Genomic DNA, 21050 nt, shown 5'->3' with positions numbered 1-21050 from the left:
ACCCCCCGGCGCGCCAATAACAAGGAGGTCGCCATGGCCGAGAAGCAAGCCTCGCTCCAAGACCTTTTCCTGAACGCACTGCGCCGCGCCAAAACGCCGATCACCATGTTCCTGGTCAAGGGTGTGAAGCTGCAGGGCGTGGTGACGTGGTTTGACAATTTTTCGGTGCTGCTGCGCCGCGACGGCCAGTCGCAGCTGATCTACAAGCATGCGATTTCCACGATCATGCCGGCCGCGCCGATCGATGTCGACGCGATCCTCGATTCGGCGGGAGAGGCGCAGAAAAAATCGCCGCTGTTGCAGGAAGTGTTCCTGAACGCGGTCCGCAAATCCGAAGAGCCGGTAACAATGTTTCTGGTCAACGGTGTGATGTTGCAGGGTTATATCACTGCGTTCGACCTGTTCTGCATGATGCTGCACCGCGATGGCATGGTGCAGCTGGTCTACAAGCATGCGGTGTCCACCGTGCAGCCCGCGCACCCGCTCAACCTGGCCGATGAGGCGGACGAGGATTGAGTAGCGGCTTTGAGCGCGACCGGGGCGAATTTGCCCGTGGCGCGCATACGATCATCGTGCTGCCCGATCAGGGCGGCGCCACCCGCGACACCGACGCGCGGCTGGCCGAGACGGCGGGCCTCGCGCTGGCGATCGGGCTCGACGTGCGTGACCGGATCGCGGTGCGGCTGCGCACGCCGCGCCCGGCCACGCTGATCGGGCAGGGGCAGATCGAGACCATTGCCGCCGCCGCCCGCATGGAAGACGCGCAGCTGATTGTGTTCGACGCGAGCCTGACCCCGGTGCAGCAGCGCAATCTGGAAACCGCGCTGGCCGCCAAGGTGATCGACCGCACCGGGCTGATCCTGGAAATTTTCGGCGAGCGCGCCGCCACCGCCGAGGGCCGGCTGCAGGTGGAGCTGGCGCATCTGGACTATCAGGCCGGGCGGCTGGTGCGCAGCTGGACGCACCTGGAGCGGCAGCGCGGCGGCTTCGGCTTTCTGGGCGGCCCCGGCGAAACGCAGATCGAGGCCGACCGCCGGCTGATCCGCGACCGCATGGCCCGGCTGCGCCGCGAGCTCGATCAGGTCAGCCGCACGCGCGGGCTGCACCGCGACCGGCGCCAGCGCGCGCCCTGGCCGGTGATCGCGCTGGTCGGCTATACCAATGCCGGCAAGTCGACCCTGTTCAACCGGCTGACCGGCGCCCGGGTGATGGCCGAAAACCTGCTGTTCGCCACGCTTGATCCCACGCTGCGGCAGATCAACTTGCCCGGCATCGACAAGGCGATCCTGTCGGACACGGTGGGCTTCGTCTCCGACCTGCCGACGCAGCTGGTGGCGGCGTTCCGTGCGACGCTGGAGGAAGTGGTGTCGGCCGACATTCTGGTCCATGTCCGCGATCTGGCGCACCCCGACAGCGAGGCGCAGCGCCAGGATGTCGAAGATGTCCTCGCCGAACTGGGCGTGGCCGAGACGACACCGCGGATCGAGGCGTGGAACAAGCTCGATCTGCTCGATGCGGACGCGCGCGCGCTGCTGCTGGCCGATGCGGCGAAGCGCGACGATGCGATGCCGATTTCGGCGCTGAGCGGGGAAGGGGTGGAGGCACTGCTCGCGCTGCTGTCTGAGCGGCTGACGCAGGGGCACCGGCGCTACACCGTCGCGCTCGACGCGGCGGATGGCGCGGGGGCGGCGTGGCTCCACCAGCATGGCGACGTGCTCGACCATTGGGCCGATGGCGGCCAGATGATCTATGACGTGCGGCTCAGCGAGCGCGATTGGCACCGGTTCGGCACACGCAGCGGCTGAAACGCGTCAACCGCCGGAGGAGTGAATGATGGCCAGAGTGGTGATTACCGGCGGCAATCGCGGCATCGGGCTTCAGCTCGCCCGCCTTTATGCCGCCACCGGGCATGATGTGGTGATCGGCGCGCGCCAGCCGCCGCCAGTGGCGGTGCCGCAGGCCGGATTTGCCGCGCTGGATGTGGCGGACGGCGCATCGATCGAGCGCTTCGCCGCCGCGCTGGGGGCGGGGCCGGTCGACATTCTCATCAACAATGCCGGCATCATCGGCCCGGCGCGCCAGTCCGCGCTCGACATGGACTTTGACGGTTTTCTGGAAACATTGGTCGTCAACACACTGGGGCCGCTGCGGGTTACACAGGCGTTGCTGCCGGCGCTGCGGCGCTCGGCCGGGGCGAAGCTCGCCATCATCAGCAGCCAGATGGGGTCGATGAGCGCGGCCAGGTCCGGCCATGTCGCCTATCGCGCGTCGAAGGCGGCGGTGAACAAGGTCGGCCAGTGCCTCGCGGCCGATCTGGCGGGGGAGGGGGTTGCGATCGCCATGATCCACCCCGGCTGGGTGCGCACCGACATGGGCGGCCCCGGCGCGGACATTGCGCCCGAGGAAAGCGCCGAAGGAATCATGCGGGTGATCGACGCGCTGTCTCCCGCCAGCTCGGGCCGCTTCTGGAATTATGACGGGGGCGAGATGGCGTGGTGACCGGCGGCGCCTGGCGCGAACGCATCACCGCACGCTGGAGCCGGGTGCCGGCGGACGCGCGCCAGGCGTGGTAGCGATGAGGGCGATCAGCACGGCGAGTGGAATGAGCACGCACCAGAAGGATAGGTGCAGATAGGAAATGGCGCCGCCAATCGCGCCGGCCGCAAAAGCCAGCAGTGCCGGTACCGATTTTCTGGCGCGCGCGGCCGCAGTTCTGCGGGGCTCCGCCGGGCCGGGACGGACGATGGCGATCAAATCGATCATCAACTGCGTCACGGTGCCGGTCATCACGGTGGTGGGAATGTGGGACGACAGGACCAGTCGGCTCTTGGCGTTCTGAACGCCCATCGCCAGCACCGCGAGCATCCCGGTCGTGATTTCCCGCCAGCCATCGGCATGGCGTGGCGGCCAGGCCAGACCCGCCGCCATGAAACCGAGCAGCAGCAACAGCTGCGCGACAAGCAGTGGCCGTAGCGGCGACATTCCGCGTGAGTTGCACGCATCCACGATGAGCGACGTTGCCAGTACCGCCGCCATGAACACTGGCAGTGCACAGAGTTTGGCGAACACGCCGGGTCCGCCTTGCGCCAATTCGACGCCGATCATGATCAGGTTGCCGGTCACATGGGCGGTAAACAGGCCGAACAACGCGACGAATCCGCTAGCGTCGACGAAGCCGGCCACGAAGGCCAGGCTTGCGCCAACCTGCAGAATGCGTGTCGGTGCCAGGTCGGCGTGAGTGGTGGCCATTTCGCTCTATCCTTGCGCAGCGGCCGGCAGTTACGACAGTTGGCCGGGCCGCGCCATTGGTGGGTGGTCAGCCGTGCGCGGCGGCCTCATCCGCCTTGGCGCGCAGCCAAAGCGCTTCCTTGTCATCCAGCGTCAGCCCCGCAAACGCATCGCCGGCCGACGCCTCCATCGCGCGGAAGCGGCGCTCGAACTTGCCGTTCGCCGCGCGCAGTGCCGCTTCGGGATCGACGCCCAGCTTGCGCGCCCAGTTGACCACCGCGAACAGCAGGTCGCCGATCTCCTCGGCGCGGTGATCGTCGGCGGTGGCGGCGGCGACTTCGGCCAGTTCCTCGTCGATCTTCGCGCGCGCGCCGCTGGCATCGGGCCAGTCAAAGCCGGTGCGCGCGGCGCGCTTCTGCAGCTTTTCGGCGCGCATCAGTGCGGGCAGGCCCAGCGCCACGCCGTCCAGCGCACTGTCATGCCCCTTTTGCCCACGCTCCTCGGCCTTGATTTGTTCCCATTGGTCCGGGCCGCCGCTGCCATCGCCGAAGATATGCGGGTGGCGGCGCTCCATCTTGTCGCTGATCGCGTTCACCACATCGGCAAAGGCGAAATGCCCGGCTTCCTCGGCGATCCGCGCGTGGAACACGACCTGGAGCAGCAGGTCGCCAAGCTCGTCCTTCAGGTCCGCCATGTCGGCGCGCGCAATCGCATCGGCAACTTCATGCGCTTCCTCGATCGTATAGGGCGCGATGCTGGCGAAATCCTGTGCCAGGTCCCAGGGGCAGCCGGCCTGGGGGTCTCTCAGTCGCGCCATGATGGTTACCAGCCTGTTTACCATGCGCCAGCCTTTCCAGTCCGATAATATATATTATGTTAAATGGAGTCACCGGGCGCGGTGGGGGGAGCGTTCAGGATCATCCGGTCACCCTCGACCCGCCAGCCCTTGAGCTGGTTGAGAAAATTCATCCCCAGCACGCCATCGCCGAAGCTGGGCGCGACCAGCACGCCCAGATCGCGCGCGGTGATCGGGCCGAGCGTGACCGTCTCGATCGTGCCCGGTTCCGCCGTGATCGTGCCATTGGCGGTCTCCACCATGGTCTGTTCGCCGCCCGGCACCCGGTCCGCCGGGCGCACGCCGATGCGCTTGGCCAGCTCCGCGCTGATCGCGGTTTCGGTCGCGCCGCTGTCGATCATCAGCCGGTGCGGCTGGCCGTTCAGCATGACATCGGCGTAGAAATGCCCGTCTTCGTTGCGGGCGAGCGTGATGCTGCCCCCGCGCACCAGATGCTGTTTCAGCCCGGTCGAGACGAGCAGATCGTCGATCGCCGGCCGGTTGCGCGTCCACAGCGTCACCAGCAGCAGCGCGACCGCGAAAATGCCGGCCCAGCCCAGCGCCATCTTCGCCAGCTGCCCCAGCGGCAAGCGCCGCGCGATGAGCGCCGACAGCGGCAGGATGAGCAGCGCCAGATAGAAGATCGCGTTGCCCGATTGGTCGCTCACAGGATCAGCTCCAGGCCGTCATAACCTGGCACGATACCGTCCGGCAATTCACTGGCAAGCGTTGCATAGTCCATCGTCTGGTCCATGTGGCACAGGATGGCGCGTTTGGGCGCAAGTTCGCCGATCCAGCCCAGAACGCGGGCCAGATCGGGGTGCGTCGGGTGCGGCCGGCGGCGAAGTGCGTCGACAAACCACGCATCAAGGTCTTGATACAGGGTGCGCATATCCGCCGTCATCTCATTGAAATCGGTGGCATATCCGATCGAAACCCCCTCGCCCTCAAACCGCAGACCCGCAGAGGTGATATTGCCATGTGGTTGATCTGTAACGATAACTTTGATGTCGCCCAGTTCGATTGTGTCCACGAGAGGCTCTATCAAAGCGGTTGGCGGATAGCCTGCCCGACCGTGAAAGACATAAGGAAACCGGCCGGTTAGCGCTGCCATTGTCTCCAGCCGGGCCAGCCCGCGCACCGGCGCGCCGCGAGCATGGTAGAGCTGACGCAGATCGTCGATGCCGTGGCAATGGTCGGCATGGTCATGCGTCCAGATGACCGCGTCGAGGTCGCTCACCCCGGCCGCCAGCAGCTGCTCGCGCAGGTCCGGGCTGGTGTCGACCAGGATGCGGGTGCGCGCCGTTTCGACCAGGATGGAGGCCCGGGTCCGCCGGTTGCGCGGCTCTGCCGGATCGCACTCGCCCCAGTCGCCACCGATGCGCGGCACGCCCGACGACGTGCCGGAGCCGAGCAGCCGGACCTTCACTGCGCCCCTGCCACCTTGGTGAACAACGCGTGAAAATTGGCGGTGGTCGCCTCGGCCAGTTCCTCCACCGCCATCCCGCGCAGCCCGGCCAGGAAGCGCGCGGTATCGGCGACGAAGGCCGGCTCCCCGGTCTTGCCTCGATGGGGCACCGGCGCCAGGAAGGGCGCGTCGGTTTCGATCAGCAGCCGGTCGAGCGGCACCCGCGCCGCCGTCTCCTGCAGGTCGCGGGCGTTCTTGAACGTCACGATGCCCGAGATCGAGATGTAGCAGCCCAGCGCCAGCGCTGCGTCAGCAAAGGCCGCACTCGCGGTGAAACAGTGGATCAGGCAGGGAAACGCCCCCTTCCCCCTCTCGTCGCGCAGGATGGCGAGGGTGTCGTCCTCGGCATCGCGAGTGTGCACGATCAGCGGCAGCCCGGTCTCGCGCGCCGCCGCGATATGGGCGCGAAAGCTTTCCCCCTGCCGCGCGCGGTCGCTATGGTCGTAATAATAATCGAGTCCCGTCTCGCCGATGCCGACGACCCGGGGGTGCGCGGCGCGGGCGACCAGGGTCGCCGTGTCGACATGGGCATGCTCGTCCGCCTCATGCGGATGGATGCCGATGCTTGCCCAGATATCGTCATGCTGCTCGGCAATCGCGACGACCTCGTCCCATTCGCGCTCGCGGGTGGAGATGGTGAGCATCGTCGCCACGCCGGCGGCACGGGCCCGGTCGATTATGTCGCCCTGCTGCTCGACCAGCCCCTTGTAATTCAGGTGGCAGTGCGAATCGACGAACATCACGCCTCCTCCGCCGGCGGATCGAGCCGGGGGAAGAGCGGCACCGGCTGGGCGAGGCGAAAACCGCTTTCGGCGAGCGGCGCATACCAATGGCCGCCAATCGCCCCGAAGCTGCGCAGATCGGGCGCAATGCCCATCGCGTCGAGCAATCGCGCCGCGCTTGCCGGAATGACCGGGGCAATCGCCACCGCCAGCTGGGCGATGCAGATATAGAGCGTCGCCAGCACCGTCTCCATCCGCTGCGGGTCGGTCTTGCGCAGCGCCCAGGGCGCCTGTTCGTCGATATAGGCGTTGCAGGCGAACACGGCCTGGATCCAGCTTTCCGTCGCCTGCGACAGCGCCAGCTCGCCATAAGCGCGCGGCATCGCATCGCGCACCGTGGCGTCGATTGTGGCGAACAGTGCCTGATCGGCATCCTCTTGCCCGTTGATCGCGGGGAGCTGGCCGTCGCAATTCTTGAAAATCTGGGTCAGCGTGCGCTGCGCCAGATTGCCGAAGCTGTTGGCCAGATCGGCATTGGCGCGGGCGACGATTGCCTCTGCCGAATAGCTGCCATCCTGCCCGAAGCTGATGTCGCGCAGCAGGAAATAGCGCAGCGCATCGACGCCATAAGCATCGGCCAGCGCCAGCGGATCGGCGACATTGCCGGCTGATTTCGACATCTTGCTGCCATCGCGCGCCAGCACGAAGCCATGGCCGAACACCTGGCGCGGCAGCGGCAGCCCCGCCGACATCAGGAAGGCGGGCCAGTAGACCGTGTGGAAGCGGACAATGTCCTTCCCGATCAGGTGAAGGTCTGCCGGCCAGAAGCGCTTCGCCTCACCGTCCCAGCCGGGATAACCCGTGCCGGTCAGGTAATTGGTCAGCGCATCGACCCACACATACATCACATGCCCCGGCGCACCCGGCACCGGCACGCCCCAGTCGAAGCTGGTGCGCGAGACCGACAGGTCGCTAAGCCCCCCTTCGACGAAGCGCAAAATCTCGTTGCGGCGGCTTTCGGGGCGGATGAAGTCCGGGTGCGCGGCATAGAAATCGAGCAGCGGCTGCTGATAGCGGGACAGGCGGAAGAACCAGCTTTCCTCCGCCGTCCATTCAACCGGCGTGCCCTGGGGCGACAGCTTCACGCCCCCCTCGCCCTCGGTCAGTTCCTTCTCGTCGTAAAAGGCCTCGTCGCGCACCGAATACCAGCCCTCATAGCGCGCGGGGTACAGGTCACCGGCGGCGGCCATTGCCTGCCAGATCGCCTGGCTGGCGGCGTAATGGTCGGCATCGGTGGTGCGGATGAACCGGTTGTAGCTGATGTTCAGCCGGTCCGCCATTTCGCGGAAATGGCCCGACATCTCGTCGGCCAGGGCGCGGGTGGAGATACCCCGGTCGCGCGCCGTTTGCGCCATTTTCAGCCCGTGCTCGTCAGTGCCGGTCTGAAAGCGCACATCGCGCCCGGCCTGGCGCTGAAAGCGCGCAATGGCATCGGCGGCAATCGCTTCATAGGCATGGCCGATATGCGGCCGCCCATTGGGATAGTTGATCGCGGTGGTGATGTAGAAGGGATCGGCCATGACCGCGCCCCCTAAAGCATCGCGCCCGACTATTGAAGCCTTGGCGACGCGAGGCGTGCGACCAGCCCGGCCATTTCATAGACCGTGGCCTGCGCGTCGAGCGACAGCGCGCGTGCCGACACCGCCAGCGCCCGGGCACCGTCATAGGCATCGAGCGCGGCCGCCAGCGCCGGGCCGGTGCGCTCGCTCGCCTGTTCGGCAATGAAGCCCGGCACACGGTCCAGAAAGGCTTCGTAGCGGGCCTGCGCGGCCTTTGCGCCCAATGTCTTGGCGAGCGCGGCGCGCTGGCCATTGCCCGGATCGCCTGTGCGCGCGATGGCCGTCATGACGTCATCCAGCTGCGCCATGCCCAGCCCTGCATAGCCCAGTGCGCGACCCGGCGATCCGTCGCCTGCACGGATCAGCGCGGCAAGCTCGGTCGCGTCCGCTTCCGGCAGCACATCGCGGAGCACGGTGCGCATCTGGTCGTCATCCAGCCGGTCAAAGCGCAACCGCCGGCAGCGCGAGCGGATGGTGGGCAGCAACCGCCCCGGCGCATGGCTGACGAGGAGGAAAATGGTGCCGGCGGGTGGCTCCTCAAGATTCTTGAGCAGCGCGTTGGAGGCACCGGGCTGTTCGAGATCGTCGATCGCGTCGATCAGCACCACGCGGCGCGGGGACAGGCTGGGCTTGGTGGCGAACAGCGGCTGCAGCGCGCGCACCTGGGCGATGGTGATCGAGCGCGCCAGCTCCCCTTCCGGCTTGTCGGCATCCTTGGGCAGGCGGCACAGCTCGCGATAATCGGGGTGCGATCCGGCGGCGATCAGCGCGCGCGCCGGGTGCGTTGACGGCACCTCCAGGCCGGGGTCCAGGCTGTCCGGGGTCACCGCCTCTGCCAGCAGGCGCAGCCCCACTGCGCGGGCGAATGCGCCCTTCCCCACCCCTTGCGGCCCGGTGAGCAGCCAGGCGTGGTGCAGCGCGCCTGAATCCATGGCGGCGCGAAAGGCGCGCAGTGCCGCCTCATTGCCCAGCGGCAGCGTCACAGCCAGTCCGCCAGTCCGGCCAGGATGGCGGCGGTCACCTGCTGGGCCGGTCGCCCCGCGTCGATCAGGCGGAAGCGCTCGGGCTCGGCAGCGGCAAAGCGGCGGAACGCCTCGCCCACGCTGGCATGGAAGCTGTCGTCGCGCGCGGCGATGCGGTCGGCGCGGTCACCGTCGCGGGCGCGGGTGCGCGCACGACCAGTGCCCATGTCGAGATCGAGCACGAAGGTGCGGTCGGGCAGCAGCCCGCGCGAGCCAAAGCCGTGCAGCGCCAGGATGGCCGCATCATCGATGCCGCCGGCCAGCCCCTGATAGGCCCGGCTGCTGTCCAGAAACCGGTCGCAGATCACCCAGTGGCCCGCCGCAATCGCCGGGCGGATGGTTTTCTCGACATGGTCGGCGCGGGCAGCGGCGAACAGCAGCGCCTCGCTATGCGCGCTCCAGCGGCCGGCATCGCCCGACAGCAGCAGCGTGCGGATCGCCTCCGCCCCCTCGCTTCCGCCCGGTTCGCGCGTGATGATCGCATGGAGGCCGCGCGCCTCCAGCGCGGCCTGCAACGCGCGCGCCTGGGTCGATTTGCCCGCCCCCTCGCCGCCCTCCAGCGAAATGAACTTGCCGGGCCTCACATCCCGAACAGCGACCAGAAGCCGGCCCAGGCACGGCCGAAAAAGCCAGCCTCGGCGACATCATTCGCCGCCACCAGCGGCAGGGTCTGATTGGGCAGACCGGGGGAGGTCACCACCAGATCGGCGATATGGGCACCGGCCTTGAAAGGCGCCTTGACCGGGCCGTCATAAACGATGCGCAGCTGCAGATCGGGCGTCGCGCCGCGCGGCACGGTGATTGCCAGATCGCGCGGGGCGACCAGCTCGACGCTCGCCACGCTGCCCTGCTGCACCGCCGCCGTGCCGATGCGCTTGCCTTTGGCGACCAGCTTCTTGCCCTGCCAGGCGCGGAAGCCCCATTCCATGAAGCGCACCGATTCCTCGATCCGCTGGTTGAAGCTGGTCAGGCCGGCAACCACCATCACCAGCCGCCGGCCATTCTGCTCGGCCGAGCCGGTAAAGCCATAGCCCGCCTCTTCGGTGTGCCCGGTCTTCAAGCCATCGGCACCGGCGACACGGCCGAGCAACGGGTCGCGATTGGCCTGGGTGATCGCCGCGCCGCCCAGCGTCTTGCCCCAGGTGAAATCGGGGCGGGAATAATATTTTTTGTACAGATCCGGAAAGTTCTCGATCGTCGCCGAGGCCAGCTTGCCCAGGTCTCGCGCGGTGACATAGGTTACGCCATTGTCGGGCCAGCCATTGGAATTGCCGAAATGGCTGTTGCTGAGGCCCAGCTTCTTGGCGGTTTCGTTCATCCGCTGGGCAAAGGTTTCCTCGGTGCCCATCAACCCTTCAGCGAGCACCACGCAGGCGTCGTTCCCCGACAGGGTGATGACGCCGTAGAGCAGATTCTCCACGCTCACCTGTTCATTGGGCGACAGGAACATGGTCGATCCCGCCTGTGGGCCATGCCATTTCTGCCACACTTCCGGCCGCACGGTGATCAGCTGGCTCGGCTTGATCTCGCCGCGCTTCAGCATCTCGAAGGCGACATAGACCGTCATCATCTTCGCCATCGAGGCGGGCGGCATGCGCCGGTCGGCGTCGCGGGCATAGAGCACGCTGCCGCTCGACAGATCGACCATATAGGCAACCGGCGCGGCAGAGCTGTAGGTGGGCGCCGCCGCCATCCCCGGCAGGGCCATGAACGATATGGTGGCAGCAACCGAACACGCGGCAAGCAACTTCTTCATCACTTTACTCATCACTCCTGGATCAAGCGGGCATCGCCATAGCCCCGGCCGGCGGCATCGGCACGGGCGCGTTCGGCAGTGGTACGGTCGGCAAACGGTCCCAGCCGCACCCGGTACAGCCCGTTGGCGGCGGTCACCGTGCCGCCCAGGCTGCCGGCGAGCGCCTCTGCACGGGCGCGGGCGGAAAAAGCGGCGACCTGAACGAACAGGCTGCCGGTGGCAGCGGCCGGGCGGGGTGCAACCGGCGCCGGTCTGCCAGCGGCAGGGCGCGGCGGCGGCGGGCTGACCGCGGCGACGGGCGGCGTGCCCAGCTTCTTGCGCAGCGCCACCAGCACGGCGGGCGGCGAATCAAGCCGTGCCGAACCGGGGGTGCCGGCGCGCAGCGCGGTCTGGTCGGCCGCGGGCGGCTCCACAGCGCGCACCCGCACCGGCAACAGCCCGGCCCGGTCATTGCCCAGCAGCCGGGCGGCTCCCCGCGACAGGTCGATCAGCCGGCCCGGCATGTTGGGGCCACGATCGGCAATCATCACCAAGATGGTGCGACCGGTGTCGAGCGCGGTCACTTCGGCAAAGCTGCCCAGCGCCAGCGTGGGATGTGCGGCAATGATCGCATCGGGATTGAAAGGCTGGCCGGAAGCGGTTGGCTGGCCGGCCATTTCATCGCCATACCAGCTGGCATAGCCGACCGCATCATAACGCTGCGCCCCGAAATCCTGGCTGGTGCCGCGCGGCCCCGCGCCCGGTGGCGGCTCCTGCGCCAGCGCGGGGCTGGCCAGCGCCAGCCCGAACAAAATCCCCCAACGCATCATTGCTCCACCGCATCCGCCAACAGGCCCACCGACAGGGCATAGAAGTTTGAACAGTTATAGTCGAGGATGACGCGGTAATTGCCGGTCAGCAGATAGCCCGGCTTGCCGATGCCGTCCGGCTCCAGCAGGGTCGCCATCACAGTGTCATCGGGCCAGGGCTTGCTGACCGGGGCCAGGCCCAGCGCGCGCCATTCGCGCATCGTTTTCCACATGCTGTGCCGCTCGAACACGCGCGGGCAGCGCGGCGCGACGGTGCGGTTGGCGATCGCTGCCCGGTCGAGCGACGACGGCACCGACACGGCAAAGCCCCAGCCCTGCCCGCGCCGCCACCCGGCACTGACGAAATAATTGGCGATGGAGGCCAGTGTGTCGGCCTCGCTCGTCCAGATGTCGATGGTGCCGTCGCCATCGCCATCGCGCGCCAGCCGCAGATACACGGACGGCAGGAATTGCGGATTGCCGGTGGCGCCCGCCCAGCTGCCCCTCAGCCGGGCGCGCGGCACGCCCCGGTCGAGCATTTTGAGCGACGCGATGAACTCGTCGGTGAACAGGTCGCGCCGTCGCCCCTCATAGGCCAAAGTCGCCAGCGCATTGGGCAGGTCGAAATTGCCGGTGATCGCGCCGTAATTGGTCTCATGCCCCCAGATCGCGACCATCATCGATTCGGGCACGCCCGTCTGCGCCTCGATCGTCGCCAGCCGGCTGCGCATCGACTGATAGACCTGCCGCCCCTGCGCAATGCGCTGTGCGTCGACATGGCTGCGGCGATAGGGCTCGAACATCGGCGGCGGGGTGTTGGCGGGGCCGGCCGGCTGCCTGCGGTCGAGCGCGATCACCTGCGTATCGAGCATCAGCGTGGGGAAGACCTGATCGACCGTCGCCGGGGTGACCCCGCGCGCGAGCGCCTGCTGGCGCAGCGTGACCAGGAAATTCTGGAACCCCGCCGCATCCTGCGCCGCCGCCGGCCCGATGGCGGCCAGCGCGGCGAGCAACGCGGCAAGCGCGATACGCGGACGACGGAACAACAAACGCATGGCCAAAGCTTTGCCACAAGCAGCTTTTCCGGCAACCCCTCTTTCGTTGAGATGGGCGTCGATCCGCCTCTTGCGCGCCGGGGGCGATCAGCCCTAAGCGCCAGCCGGTGGCGCGCCCCGCCAGCGCGCCCGGCAAGGAAGAGTGGCCGAGCGGTTTAAGGCACTGGTCTTGAAAACCAGCGACGGTGCAAGCCGTCCGTGGGTTCGAATCCCACCTCTTCCGCCAGTTCATGCTGAAGGGCTAACAACCTGCTCGGGCGGCGACTGCCAGAGTATCTCCATGGGGATCAAGCTACGTTCCGGGCCAGAAATGGTGGCAAGTAACGCCGACCTGATGGCTGGTGATTTGATCGCGTTTGCCACTCTGCGAGCAGCGGCGCGCGCATCACGGCCGGGGAGCAAGCTGAGCAGCTCCTGACCGAGAGGGGTGAGGAGACATACCGAATAGCGAACGCTCTCTCCTGGAGCGCCCTGAAGAAGGATGACTAGCGATCCTTCGCGCACAAACCCGTTTCCCGCACTGTCAAAGGTTATTTGAACTTTCAGTCCCAGACCGCTCGCTCCTTGAATCAACCCAGACGACTCTAAATAGACGAGATCGCGAATGTCACTCTTGTTGTCCGGTTTTACAAGTTCTGCGGGAGCAGCGTCGCCAAAGGCAGATGTGCAGAAATCAGAGAATTTTAGCCCATCAGCTTGAGAGAACTCCGATAGGAAACGAAGCGTCCGCATAGAGTAGCGACCTGGCTTCCTAATCTCTCCCGCAAGAACCCGACCCCAGAGGTTCTGCATTCTCTCAGTTGAAGCGTCCTCAGCATAACGTTCAAAAACGTTCAGCCAGTCTTCGTCGAGGTTCGGCGGTGGTGCTGTTGACTCCCCCTGATGTTCTTCTGCCGGGCTTGCACGCAGGTCTTCAACCATGGCTGCTGCAACGGACTGCCGGTTGATCTGCTTTCGGTACGCTTTGCGTACCAAGACGTTTACCGCGTTCTGCACGGTTTCAGCGTCGCCGCCAGCGGAGTTAGCAGCGGCATCAGCGATCGCTTTCTCGACCAACGTGTATGCTTGCGTTTGCGCGTCGATCTGAGCCTTCTTCTGAGCGAGCCAAGCAACAGGAATGTCGACCGCCGCGCCTACCAGCCTATCCAGAGCTTTGACGCTCGTTGGGATCAACGCTTTCGGGATGCCAGTCAGCGCGTCCGCGATCTGCGCGGGTAGGTTGGAATGCTCAGGCGTCGTCATCGCCGTAAGCTTACACATGGAACAAACAGAGACAATAAGCAAAGCGCTCCGCACCCTAAGGATGCGAGGCGCTGGCAGCGTCAGTGCGAAGAAGTGGAGGCCACGCTGCAGAGTCCGTTTGATGATCGCCCTACGATTTTTAATGGGATGGGCGCGGCAGGAAGATCGTGCACCGCAACGCTGTCACCTTCACCAGCGGTACGGCTTTCCCGTATTTTTCACGTACTCGCAGGCCAGCCGTTATTGCAGCCCCAGCGCCTTCAAGTCCGCCGCCGCAGCCGCGAGGTCGGCGTTCGACACGATGTTGCGGAACTTTGCGTCCAGGCGGCGGACGGCGGCGTCGGCGGCGGCTTCCTCGCGCACGTTGACGAGGAAGAAGTCGCTGGCGCCCGCGCCGAAGCGGCGGCGTTCGGCAACGGCCATTTCGCCGGCGCGCTGCTGTTCTTCATCGGCCAGCAGGAACAACCGCTCGGTCGCGCGGACATCGATGGCGATGCCGTCAATCTCGGCGACGATCTGCTCGCGGGCGAACTGGCGGCGGCGCTCCAGCGCGTCGATCTCGGCCGTCGTCGCCTCGATCCGGCCCTTGGCGGCGCGGCGCTCCAGCGGGACGCTGAAGCTGAGGCCGACCTTGGTCTCGAACGGCCGGCGGGAAATGCCACCCGCGCCCACCGGCCCCACATCCTGCGAGGCTTCCGCCTTGAAATCGAGCCGGGGTTTCAGCTCGTTGCGGTCGAGCGCCAGCCGGTTGGTCTGCTGGGCAATGCGCATGTCGAGCGCCTTCAGGTCCGGCCGCCCCTCCAGCGCCATCCGGGTGGCGCCCACCGGCTGCGGGATCAGCGGGAAGCTGTCGGGCAGCATGTCGGGCGTCGGGCGGCGCGGCTGGCCGTTATCGTCGCGCCAGAACAGCGACAGAGTGTTGGCGGCCTGCGCCAGCTCCTGCTCCGAGCGCGCGACGAGCGTTTCGCGGCGCAGGATGTTCTGGGCGTTTTCGGTCAGAATGATGCGCGGGCGGCCGCCCAGCTCCACCTGCCGTTCAAGCCCGGCCTGACGCTCGCGCGCCAGCTTCAGCAGCTCGCGGTACACGTCGAGCCGCAGGCCGGCGGCAACCCACAGATTATAAGCGGCAATCGCACGCCTCTGCACAGTGATCGCGGCGATCAGCCGCTCGGCCTCGGCAATGTCGACATCGATCGCGGCATTGCCCCGGTTGAAGCGCCGCGCGTCTATGAACCGGTCGCGCAGCAGCGACAGCGCCACCCCCGCCTTCAGCTCGCCGACGACATTGGTGAAGCGTTCGTCCTCGTAAACCGGCAGGCGCCCGGTCGAGAAGCGATAGCCGCCATAATAGCTGCCGCCCCAGCTCTCGATCGGCCGTTCAACCGTGCCGCCGGCAAAGGTGGAGCCGGAATAGAAGCCGGTCAGAAAGCTCTGCCCCTCGGCCTTCACCACCGTGTCGAACGCGCCCTGGCTCTGCAGCAGCTTGCCCTGCGCCGCGCGCACCTTGGCGATCGCTTCCTGGATCTGCGGCTGAAACTGGCGCGATGAGGCGAGCACTTCGGCGAGCGTGAGCGTGCGGGACTTGGGCGCCGCGGCCGCCTCGGCGGGCGATTGCGGTGCGGCCTCCGGCGCGGGCGCGGCGGTGACTGGCGGGGCTGCCACCGGCTTTGCCTTGGCCTTGGCCGCCGGCCGCTTGGGCGCGGCCGCGCGTGGCGGCTCCGCCACCCCGGCGGCCGGAATCAGCAGCAACAGCGGCAGGGCAAGACGGCGCGAAAGCCTCATTTCGCGTCCGTGCTGTTGCCATAAAGGTCGGGATATTGCGCGGCCTTGGGGTCACCCGGCGGCGTCCACTGCAGCGGGAAGTCGTTCAGCTGCCGCCACAGCTCAAAGCCCACCGAAACCTGGTCCATCAGCACCCAGCCCGAAACCTTGGCACCCAGCCGGACGAACGGCTCCTTGGGCCAGCCCGGGCGCCCGTCGATGCGCGGTCCCTGCTCCACGATGATGCGGAACAGGCCGCTGGGCGATGCCGATGCATCGACCGAGCGCACGCGGCCATCGAACACACCATAAGCCACCGAGGGCCAGCCGCTGAACTGAATGGCGGGCCAGCCCTCGAATTCCAGCCGCACCCGGCGGCCGGGCTTGATCAGCGGCACGTCGCGCCCGTCGATATACAGCTCCACCACGCGCTCGGATTCTTCCGGCGCGATCGTCGCCAGCGTGTCGCCCGCCTTCACCAGCGTGGCGATGTCGCCGGCGTTCACATTCATGATCAGCCCGTCGCGCGGCGCGCGCAGCAGCTGTACCGATTGCCGGTTGAGATTCACCTCGACCCGGGTGAGCGCGGCGCGCGCATCGGCCAGCTTGGCCTCGTAATCGCGCACCTTGATCATCGCGAATTCATATTCGCGCCGCGCCGCCAGCCCTTCGTTGAACAGCTGCCGGGTGCGGGTAACATCGAGGATCGCGGTGGACATCGCCTGCTGCGTCGCAGCGATTTCGGCCCGCGCCTGCGCCTGTTCGGCCTGGAGCCGGGTGAGCAGCATCGGGTCGTTGTCGACGATCTTGGCGATGGGGTCGCCCTTCTTCACCCGCTGGCCGTCGGTGACGAAGAATTCCTCGATCCGGCCGGGCACCAGCGCGGTGATCTTTGTCACCCGGTCGCGTGGGTCGAGCGCGATCACCTTGCCCTGCCCCGGCGACGTCTGGATCCACGGGACGAACACCATCACCAGAATGCACAAGGTGATGCTGATAATCAGCATCGTGGTGATCACCCACGCAATGCTGGGTGCCCGCAGCTTCTTCAGCGCGGTGAACTGATCGAACTGGGCCTTCTCAACGGTCGCCATTGGGGGCCTCCGACGCATAACGCAGCGCATCGAACTCGGTCTGGCTCGCAACCAGCGCCTGCCGGTCGCGCCCGAGCCAGAAATAGCCGTCCATGACGGGCGGCGTTGCGCGGTTGGTGAAATAGATCATCGTGGTGTCGCGGCTGTTGAAAGCGGCAAGCATCCGCTCCAGGTCCGGCCGTGCAATCATGTCGAACAGCGGCGACAGCACCAGAATGCGCGGCCGAGCGAGCGTGGCGGCCGCGAATTTCAGTCGCATGACGTCAGGCAGCGCCAGCGGCCAGCCCGTTGTCGACAGCACTGTCTGGATACCATCGGGCAGCCGGCCGATCTGACGATCCAGGCCGACCAGCTTGATTGCCTCCATCATCTCGGCCGGCGTCGCGTCACCTGTCGCCAGGTCCAGATAGTCGAAGATGCTGCTTTCAACGGTGGTCGGCTTGTCGAGCACGATCACGTCGGAGCGCAGCTGATAGATGTCGAGCGCGGAAATGTCGGCACCGCCCAGCGTGACGAAGCCAGCGTCTGCCCGGCGATGGCGCTTGAGCAACAGCGCGAAGGTGCGCTGCACGTCGGGCTCCGCCGCCGCGACCAGACGCTTGCCCTGAGGAATGGTGAAATCGAACGCGATATCGCCGGCTTTCACATCGGCCAGGCAAAGTTCCGCGCCATCGCTATGTGGGGCGGTTTTTCCCGTGCGGCTTTCCTGCGGCACCTCCATAAACAGGTGCAGCTCCTCGCACGCGGCGACCAGTTCATAGAAGCTTTCCAGATACGGCCCCAGCTGCGACGCGCCGTAGAAAATGCTCGACAGGATCAGCTCGGCCGCCACCAGCTGTCCGATCGAAAGCTGCCCCTGGATCACCAGCCAGCCACCCAGCGCCAGCAAACCGGCGCTCGCCGCAGCATATAGCGTCAGGTAGAAGATATGCTGGGTAAAGTGGTTGCCGAAGTAGCGCCGGTCGGCAGCGATATAGGTCGCGGTCAGCTCGTCGCTCTTGTGGATCGCATAGTCGATATGGCGGCCGGATTTGTAAAAGCCGTTCGAGGCGCCGACGCTTTCCAGCCAGTGCGCGGTATCATATTTCGCATGGCTGAGCGCCACGATCTCGGTCATCGCCGGGCGTGACCAGACCCGCCAGATGATCCAGACCAGCGCGATGAACACTAGGTTGAACACCAGAAAGAACGGGTGGTAGATCGACGTCACCACAAAGCCGACCGCCGATTGCAGCACGATGGTGAACAGCCCGACCAGCAGCGACGGGATCGACTTCTGGACGTTCATGACGTCGAAATAGCGGTTGAACAGGTCGGCGCGCCGGGCGTCACTGAAGAACGGGTCGCGCGCATGTACCGCACGCATCGTGATTTCGGCGACCAGCCGCGCGAAGAACTTGCGCCGGAAAATTTCCATGATGTGCGTGCGGAATGCGCTGAGCACGTTTGTCGCCATCAGCAGGCCGAAAAGCAGCAGCGCGAGCGTGAACAGCGGCACCGGCATCGCGGTATAGGCAATGCTGTTGATCAGCAGCTGCACCGAGATCGGCGTTGCCAGCGACAACAGGCTGATGGCGATGCCATAGACGATCGCCAGATAGAAAAACTGCTTGTCCGGCCACAGGATAGGGCGCGCCCAGGCGAGGAAATCGCGCATCCGCACCGATTTCTTTGCATGTGCTGCCACCTGTCGGGTTCCTTCCAAAAGTTAGATTGGCAAACACCAATCATGTTGCGGCGCACATAATGCGCCGTGTGTCGGCGTCAACCGTGGATTTTGATGGCCCCCCACGGGCCCGCCGCTAGCTGAGCTACCATGCGGCATGGTGCACGCTTGTGCAAAGCAATGATGAGCGCAAGCTGAACGAGAGCGGATTTACAACCGGCGTCCATTGCGGGTTCAGGCGGCGTTGCGGTTCTGGTCCATCTCGACCAGCGCATTGAACTGGTCCTCGGCGATCGGGTCCTGAAACTGGCAACCGCAGACAAAGTCGTCCGCCCAGACCACATTGGCCGCCACCGGCCCGACCACCGGCAATGTCAGCCAGATCATCGATCCTGAACGCAGGCCGGAATAGGTCTGGAGCCGTGCACCATGGCGCGAAATATCGACCACCTTGCACAGCGCGCGATCAAGCCCGCCGCGCCCGATCTTCGCATCGAGCGAGACCGGCGCGCGCGGGGATCGCCGGCGCCCATTGGGCTCGGCGGGTTCGAATTCGGCGGCGAACATCGCGGTTCCTCTCATGGTGAGAAGAACCTAAACGCAGATCGTTAACGCGCCGTTGACGAGATTATTTGGTCTTGAGCGACAGGCCGCCGAAACGCTTGTTGAAGCGCGCCACCTGGCCACCCGCATCGAGCATCTGGCCACGGCCGCCGGTCCAGGCCGGGTGCGACTTGGGGTCGATTTCCAGCGTCATCAGATCACCTTCCTTGCCCCAGGTGGAGCGGGTGTCATAGACGGTGCCGTCGGTCATCTGGACCTTGATCCAGTGATAATCGGGGTGAATGTTCTTCTTCACGCGCAAATCTCCAAGAGTGCCGCTGGTTACCGACCAGCGAGCAAGGCGCGGCCGCTAGCATAGCTTGGCCGGCCGCGCAACGCCTTGGGCGCTCCCCTCACCAGCCCTGTGGCTTGCCCTTGTTCTGCTCGTCGAGCCAGGCCTTTAGCGGCGCGAAATACTCGGCCATGGCCAGCCCCGAAATTTCGGACGTGCCGGTGAACGCCTTCAGCGCCTCGGGCCAAGGCTTCGACTGGCCCAGTTCCAGCATTGCGTTCAGCTTCGCGCCGACCTCCTTGTTGCCATAGAAGGAACAGCGGTGCAGCGGCCCGGTCCACCCCGCCTGCTTGCACGCGGCGGCATAGAATTGGAACTGCAGCAGCCGGGCCAGGAAATAGCGGGTGTAGGGCACACCGGCCGGGATGTGATATTTCGCGCCGGGGTCGAACCTGGTCTCGTCGCGCTCGACCGGCGGCTTGATCCCCTGATATTGCAGGCGCAGCGCGTCCCACGCCGTCTGATAATCGCTGGTGCGGATGGCGCCGGAAAACACGCCCCAGCGCCATTTGTCGATCAGCAGGCCAAAGGGCAGAAACGCCACCTTGTCCATCGCCTGGCGCAGCAACAGGCCGATATCCTTGTCTTCGCTGGGCACCTTGGCCGGGTCGAGCAGGCTGATGTCGACCAGATATTGCGGTGTGATCGACAGCGCGACGAAATCGCCTATCGCCTCATGGAAGCCGTCATTTGCGCCGTTCTTGTAGAGGAAGGGCTGGCCCTTATAGGCGCGCTGATAATAATTATGGCCCAGCTCGTGGTGGATGGTGACGAAGTCGCCGCTGTTCACCTTGGTGCACATCTTGATGCGGATATCGTCCAGATTGTCGATATCCCAGGCCGAGGCATGGCAGATCACCTCGCGGTCGGCGGGCTTCACGATCTGCGAGCGCGTCCAGAAAGTTTCCGGCAGCGGTGCCATGCCGAGCGATGAATAGAAGCCCTCGCCCGCCTTCACCATCTTGACCGGGTCATAGCCCTTTTCCTTGAGGAGCGCGCCAATGTCATAGCCCAGGTCGCCGGCCCCCTTGGGCGCGACCAGGTCGTAGATGTCGCCCCATTCCTGCGCCCACATATTGCCCAGCAGATCGGCGCGGATCGGCCCCGTTTTGGGCTGCACCGCATCGCCATATTTGGCGTTGAGCTTGGCGCGGACATAGGCGTGGAGCGATTTGTAGAGCGGCTCCACCTCGCGCCACAATTTGTCGGTCAGCTGCGCGAATTCGGCCGGGCTCATGTCATAGCCCGAGCGCCACATCGCGCCGACATCCTTATAGCCAAGCTCGGTCGCGCCCTGGTTGGCGATGGTCGCCGCGCGGGCATAATCCTTGCGCAGCGGCGCGCCGACATTGTCGTGCCAGCTGACCCACATTTCCTTCAGCCGTTCCGGGTCGCGCTCGGTGCCCATCGCGGCTTCGATGTCGCTGCCGTTGATCGGCTGGCCGCCCAGCGTTCCCTTGCCCTTGCCATAAGCCGAGGACATCCGCGTCACCAGCGTGGACAACTCGTCGGCGGCGCCCGCCCGGGTTGGCGCAGGCAGCGTGATGCCGCCGCGCAGCAGGTCGAGCTTGCGCGCCGTGTCGGGCGACAGGCCGGTAACCTTCTGCAGCTTGGCCGCCTGCAGCGCGAGCTTCACGGCCAGTTCGGTCACCTGCGCGCCGGCCTTGGCGGCCAGCGCGTCGGTATCCTCGGTGATGTAGGTGGCGTTCACCCAGCTGATCCGGGCGACATCGACGGAGAGGTCGGCGAGCTGCTTTTCGGCATCGCGGATGAAGGCGTCGGCGGTCGCGGCATTGGGCGCCGGCTCGCCCTTGGACTGGGCAAGCGCCGGCGTCGCGGCAAGGGCGGCCGCAAGTGCGGCAAGCGAAATGGCGGTTCGTAACATGGCGGCACCCTCTT

General features: G+C 66.1%; 21 protein-coding genes and 1 tRNA gene. 4 read left to right on the top strand and 18 right to left on the bottom strand.

What is annotated here, in order from left to right:
* Window positions 1-33 precede the first annotated feature (33 nt).
* From hfq to K2Y03_RS05945, 3 genes are read left to right on the top strand one after another with little or no spacing between them, the layout of a single operon-like run.
* A complete protein-coding gene (gene hfq / locus K2Y03_RS05955; RefSeq protein ID WP_294089096.1) occupies window positions 34-516 on the top strand; it encodes an RNA chaperone Hfq in 483 nt (160 codons plus the stop codon).
* Window positions 513-1805, top strand: a complete 1293-nt coding sequence (hflX, locus tag K2Y03_RS05950; RefSeq protein ID WP_294089094.1) for a GTPase HflX — start codon at window positions 513-515, stop codon at window positions 1803-1805. The genes hfq and hflX overlap by 4 nt, the downstream gene beginning before the upstream one ends.
* Window positions 1806-1833: 28 nt before the next feature.
* Entirely contained in the window at window positions 1834-2499 is a 666-nt protein-coding gene (locus tag K2Y03_RS05945) for an SDR family oxidoreductase (protein ID WP_294089091.1), read from the top strand.
* Between the two features lie 24 nt (window positions 2500-2523).
* On the opposite strand, the gene K2Y03_RS05940 is transcribed toward K2Y03_RS05945, so the two are convergent.
* From K2Y03_RS05940 to K2Y03_RS05890, 11 genes are all read right to left on the bottom strand, one after another.
* A complete protein-coding gene (locus K2Y03_RS05940; RefSeq protein ID WP_294089089.1) occupies window positions 2524-3249 on the bottom strand; it encodes a YoaK family protein in 726 nt (241 codons plus the stop codon).
* 67 nt (window positions 3250-3316) lie between these two features.
* Window positions 3317-4069: a nucleoside triphosphate pyrophosphohydrolase gene (gene mazG / locus K2Y03_RS05935; protein WP_294089087.1), complete on the bottom strand. Its 753-nt coding sequence runs from the start codon at window positions 4067-4069 to the stop codon at window positions 3317-3319.
* A gap of 35 nt (window positions 4070-4104) precedes the next feature.
* Complete coding sequence (locus K2Y03_RS05930; RefSeq protein ID WP_294089085.1) at window positions 4105-4731, bottom strand: TIGR02281 family clan AA aspartic protease; 627 nt, start codon at window positions 4729-4731, stop codon at window positions 4105-4107.
* Window positions 4728-5492 carry an MBL fold metallo-hydrolase gene (locus K2Y03_RS05925; RefSeq protein ID WP_294089084.1) on the bottom strand — a complete coding sequence of 255 codons (765 nt, stop codon included), beginning with the start codon at window positions 5490-5492 and terminating at the stop codon, window positions 4728-4730. The genes K2Y03_RS05930 and K2Y03_RS05925 overlap by 4 nt, the downstream gene beginning before the upstream one ends.
* Window positions 5489-6271, bottom strand: a complete 783-nt coding sequence (locus K2Y03_RS05920; RefSeq protein ID WP_294089082.1) for a TatD family hydrolase — start codon at window positions 6269-6271, stop codon at window positions 5489-5491. The genes K2Y03_RS05925 and K2Y03_RS05920 overlap by 4 nt, the downstream gene beginning before the upstream one ends.
* A complete protein-coding gene (metG, locus tag K2Y03_RS05915) occupies window positions 6271-7833 on the bottom strand; it encodes a methionine--tRNA ligase (RefSeq protein WP_294089080.1) in 1563 nt (520 codons plus the stop codon). Before metG ends, K2Y03_RS05920 begins: the two co-directional genes overlap by 1 nt.
* A 29-nt stretch (window positions 7834-7862) precedes the next feature.
* Window positions 7863-8855: an AAA family ATPase gene (locus K2Y03_RS05910; RefSeq protein WP_294089078.1), complete on the bottom strand. Its 993-nt coding sequence runs from the start codon at window positions 8853-8855 to the stop codon at window positions 7863-7865.
* Window positions 8852-9478 carry a dTMP kinase gene (gene tmk / locus K2Y03_RS05905; RefSeq protein WP_294089077.1) on the bottom strand — a complete coding sequence of 209 codons (627 nt, stop codon included), beginning with the start codon at window positions 9476-9478 and terminating at the stop codon, window positions 8852-8854. The genes K2Y03_RS05910 and tmk overlap by 4 nt, the downstream gene beginning before the upstream one ends.
* On the bottom strand, window positions 9475-10650 hold the full coding sequence (locus K2Y03_RS05900; RefSeq protein WP_294089210.1) for a D-alanyl-D-alanine carboxypeptidase family protein: 1176 nt from the start codon (window positions 10648-10650) through the stop codon (window positions 9475-9477). Before K2Y03_RS05900 ends, tmk begins: the two co-directional genes overlap by 4 nt.
* A gap of 11 nt (window positions 10651-10661) precedes the next feature.
* A complete protein-coding gene (locus K2Y03_RS05895) occupies window positions 10662-11456 on the bottom strand; it encodes a septal ring lytic transglycosylase RlpA family protein (RefSeq protein WP_294089075.1) in 795 nt (264 codons plus the stop codon).
* The gene (locus K2Y03_RS05890; RefSeq protein WP_294089072.1) at window positions 11456-12493 is read right to left on the bottom strand and encodes a lytic transglycosylase domain-containing protein; all 1038 of its coding nucleotides are present in this window, start codon (window positions 12491-12493) and stop codon (window positions 11456-11458) included. The genes K2Y03_RS05895 and K2Y03_RS05890 overlap by 1 nt, the downstream gene beginning before the upstream one ends.
* A gap of 136 nt (window positions 12494-12629) precedes the next feature.
* Between K2Y03_RS05890 and K2Y03_RS05885 the strand changes: the two genes are divergently transcribed.
* Window positions 12630-12719: transfer RNA gene (locus K2Y03_RS05885), tRNA-Ser, on the top strand.
* Window positions 12720-12721: 2 nt separating this feature from the next.
* On the opposite strand, the gene K2Y03_RS05880 is transcribed toward K2Y03_RS05885, so the two are convergent.
* From K2Y03_RS05880 to K2Y03_RS05850, 7 genes are all read right to left on the bottom strand, one after another.
* On the bottom strand, window positions 12722-13735 hold the full coding sequence (locus K2Y03_RS05880) for a DUF2806 domain-containing protein (protein WP_294089069.1): 1014 nt from the start codon (window positions 13733-13735) through the stop codon (window positions 12722-12724).
* 240 nt (window positions 13736-13975) lie between these two features.
* Window positions 13976-15517, bottom strand: a complete 1542-nt coding sequence (locus K2Y03_RS05875; protein ID WP_294089067.1) for a TolC family protein — start codon at window positions 15515-15517, stop codon at window positions 13976-13978.
* Window positions 15514-16590: an HlyD family efflux transporter periplasmic adaptor subunit gene (locus K2Y03_RS05870; RefSeq protein WP_294089063.1), complete on the bottom strand. Its 1077-nt coding sequence runs from the start codon at window positions 16588-16590 to the stop codon at window positions 15514-15516. Before K2Y03_RS05870 ends, K2Y03_RS05875 begins: the two co-directional genes overlap by 4 nt.
* Window positions 16577-18277 (bottom strand): ABC transporter ATP-binding protein, encoded by a 1701-nt coding sequence (locus tag K2Y03_RS05865; RefSeq protein WP_294089061.1) that lies wholly within the window; start codon window positions 18275-18277, stop codon window positions 16577-16579. Before K2Y03_RS05865 ends, K2Y03_RS05870 begins: the two co-directional genes overlap by 14 nt.
* A 213-nt stretch (window positions 18278-18490) precedes the next feature.
* The gene (locus K2Y03_RS05860) at window positions 18491-18823 is read right to left on the bottom strand and encodes a PilZ domain-containing protein (protein ID WP_294089058.1); all 333 of its coding nucleotides are present in this window, start codon (window positions 18821-18823) and stop codon (window positions 18491-18493) included.
* Between the two features lie 61 nt (window positions 18824-18884).
* Window positions 18885-19115, bottom strand: coding sequence for a 50S ribosomal protein L31 (gene rpmE, locus K2Y03_RS05855; protein ID WP_294089056.1), 231 nt, complete (start codon window positions 19113-19115; stop codon window positions 18885-18887).
* 97 nt (window positions 19116-19212) lie between these two features.
* Window positions 19213-21036 (bottom strand): M2 family metallopeptidase, encoded by a 1824-nt coding sequence (locus tag K2Y03_RS05850; RefSeq protein ID WP_294089051.1) that lies wholly within the window; start codon window positions 21034-21036, stop codon window positions 19213-19215.
* Between the last annotated feature and the right edge of the window lie 14 nt (window positions 21037-21050).

This window comes from Sphingomonas sp. (genome assembly GCF_019746015.1).
Classification (GTDB): domain Bacteria; phylum Pseudomonadota; class Alphaproteobacteria; order Sphingomonadales; family Sphingomonadaceae; genus Sphingomonas.
This window is presented reverse-complemented; position numbering and strand designations above follow the sequence as displayed.

What these genes read in the sequence shown, in the direction of transcription:
- hfq (WP_294089096.1), top strand. Translation starts at nt 34, where the DNA reads ATGGCCGAGAAGCAAGCCTCGCTCCAAGACCTTTTCCTGAACGCACTG.
- metG (WP_294089080.1), bottom strand. Translation starts at nt 7,833, where the DNA reads ATGGCCGATCCCTTCTACATCACCACCGCGATCAACTATCCCAATGGG.
- K2Y03_RS05895 (WP_294089075.1), bottom strand. Translation starts at nt 11,456, where the DNA reads ATGCGTTGGGGGATTTTGTTCGGGCTGGCGCTGGCCAGCCCCGCGCTG.
- K2Y03_RS05920 (WP_294089082.1), bottom strand. Translation starts at nt 6,271, where the DNA reads ATGTTCGTCGATTCGCACTGCCACCTGAATTACAAGGGGCTGGTCGAG.
- K2Y03_RS05880 (WP_294089069.1), bottom strand. Translation starts at nt 13,735, where the DNA reads ATGACGACGCCTGAGCATTCCAACCTACCCGCGCAGATCGCGGACGCG.
- mazG (WP_294089087.1), bottom strand. Translation starts at nt 4,069, where the DNA reads ATGGTAAACAGGCTGGTAACCATCATGGCGCGACTGAGAGACCCCCAG.
- K2Y03_RS05850 (WP_294089051.1), bottom strand. Translation starts at nt 21,036, where the DNA reads ATGTTACGAACCGCCATTTCGCTTGCCGCACTTGCGGCCGCCCTTGCC.
- K2Y03_RS05870 (WP_294089063.1), bottom strand. Translation starts at nt 16,590, where the DNA reads ATGGCGACCGTTGAGAAGGCCCAGTTCGATCAGTTCACCGCGCTGAAG.
- K2Y03_RS05900 (WP_294089210.1), bottom strand. Translation starts at nt 10,650, where the DNA reads ATGAAGAAGTTGCTTGCCGCGTGTTCGGTTGCTGCCACCATATCGTTC.
- K2Y03_RS05940 (WP_294089089.1), bottom strand. Translation starts at nt 3,249, where the DNA reads ATGGCCACCACTCACGCCGACCTGGCACCGACACGCATTCTGCAGGTT.
- K2Y03_RS05945 (WP_294089091.1), top strand. Translation starts at nt 1,834, where the DNA reads ATGGCCAGAGTGGTGATTACCGGCGGCAATCGCGGCATCGGGCTTCAG.
- K2Y03_RS05875 (WP_294089067.1), bottom strand. Translation starts at nt 15,517, where the DNA reads ATGAGGCTTTCGCGCCGTCTTGCCCTGCCGCTGTTGCTGCTGATTCCG.
- K2Y03_RS05860 (WP_294089058.1), bottom strand. Translation starts at nt 18,823, where the DNA reads ATGTTCGCCGCCGAATTCGAACCCGCCGAGCCCAATGGGCGCCGGCGA.
- K2Y03_RS05890 (WP_294089072.1), bottom strand. Translation starts at nt 12,493, where the DNA reads ATGCGTTTGTTGTTCCGTCGTCCGCGTATCGCGCTTGCCGCGTTGCTC.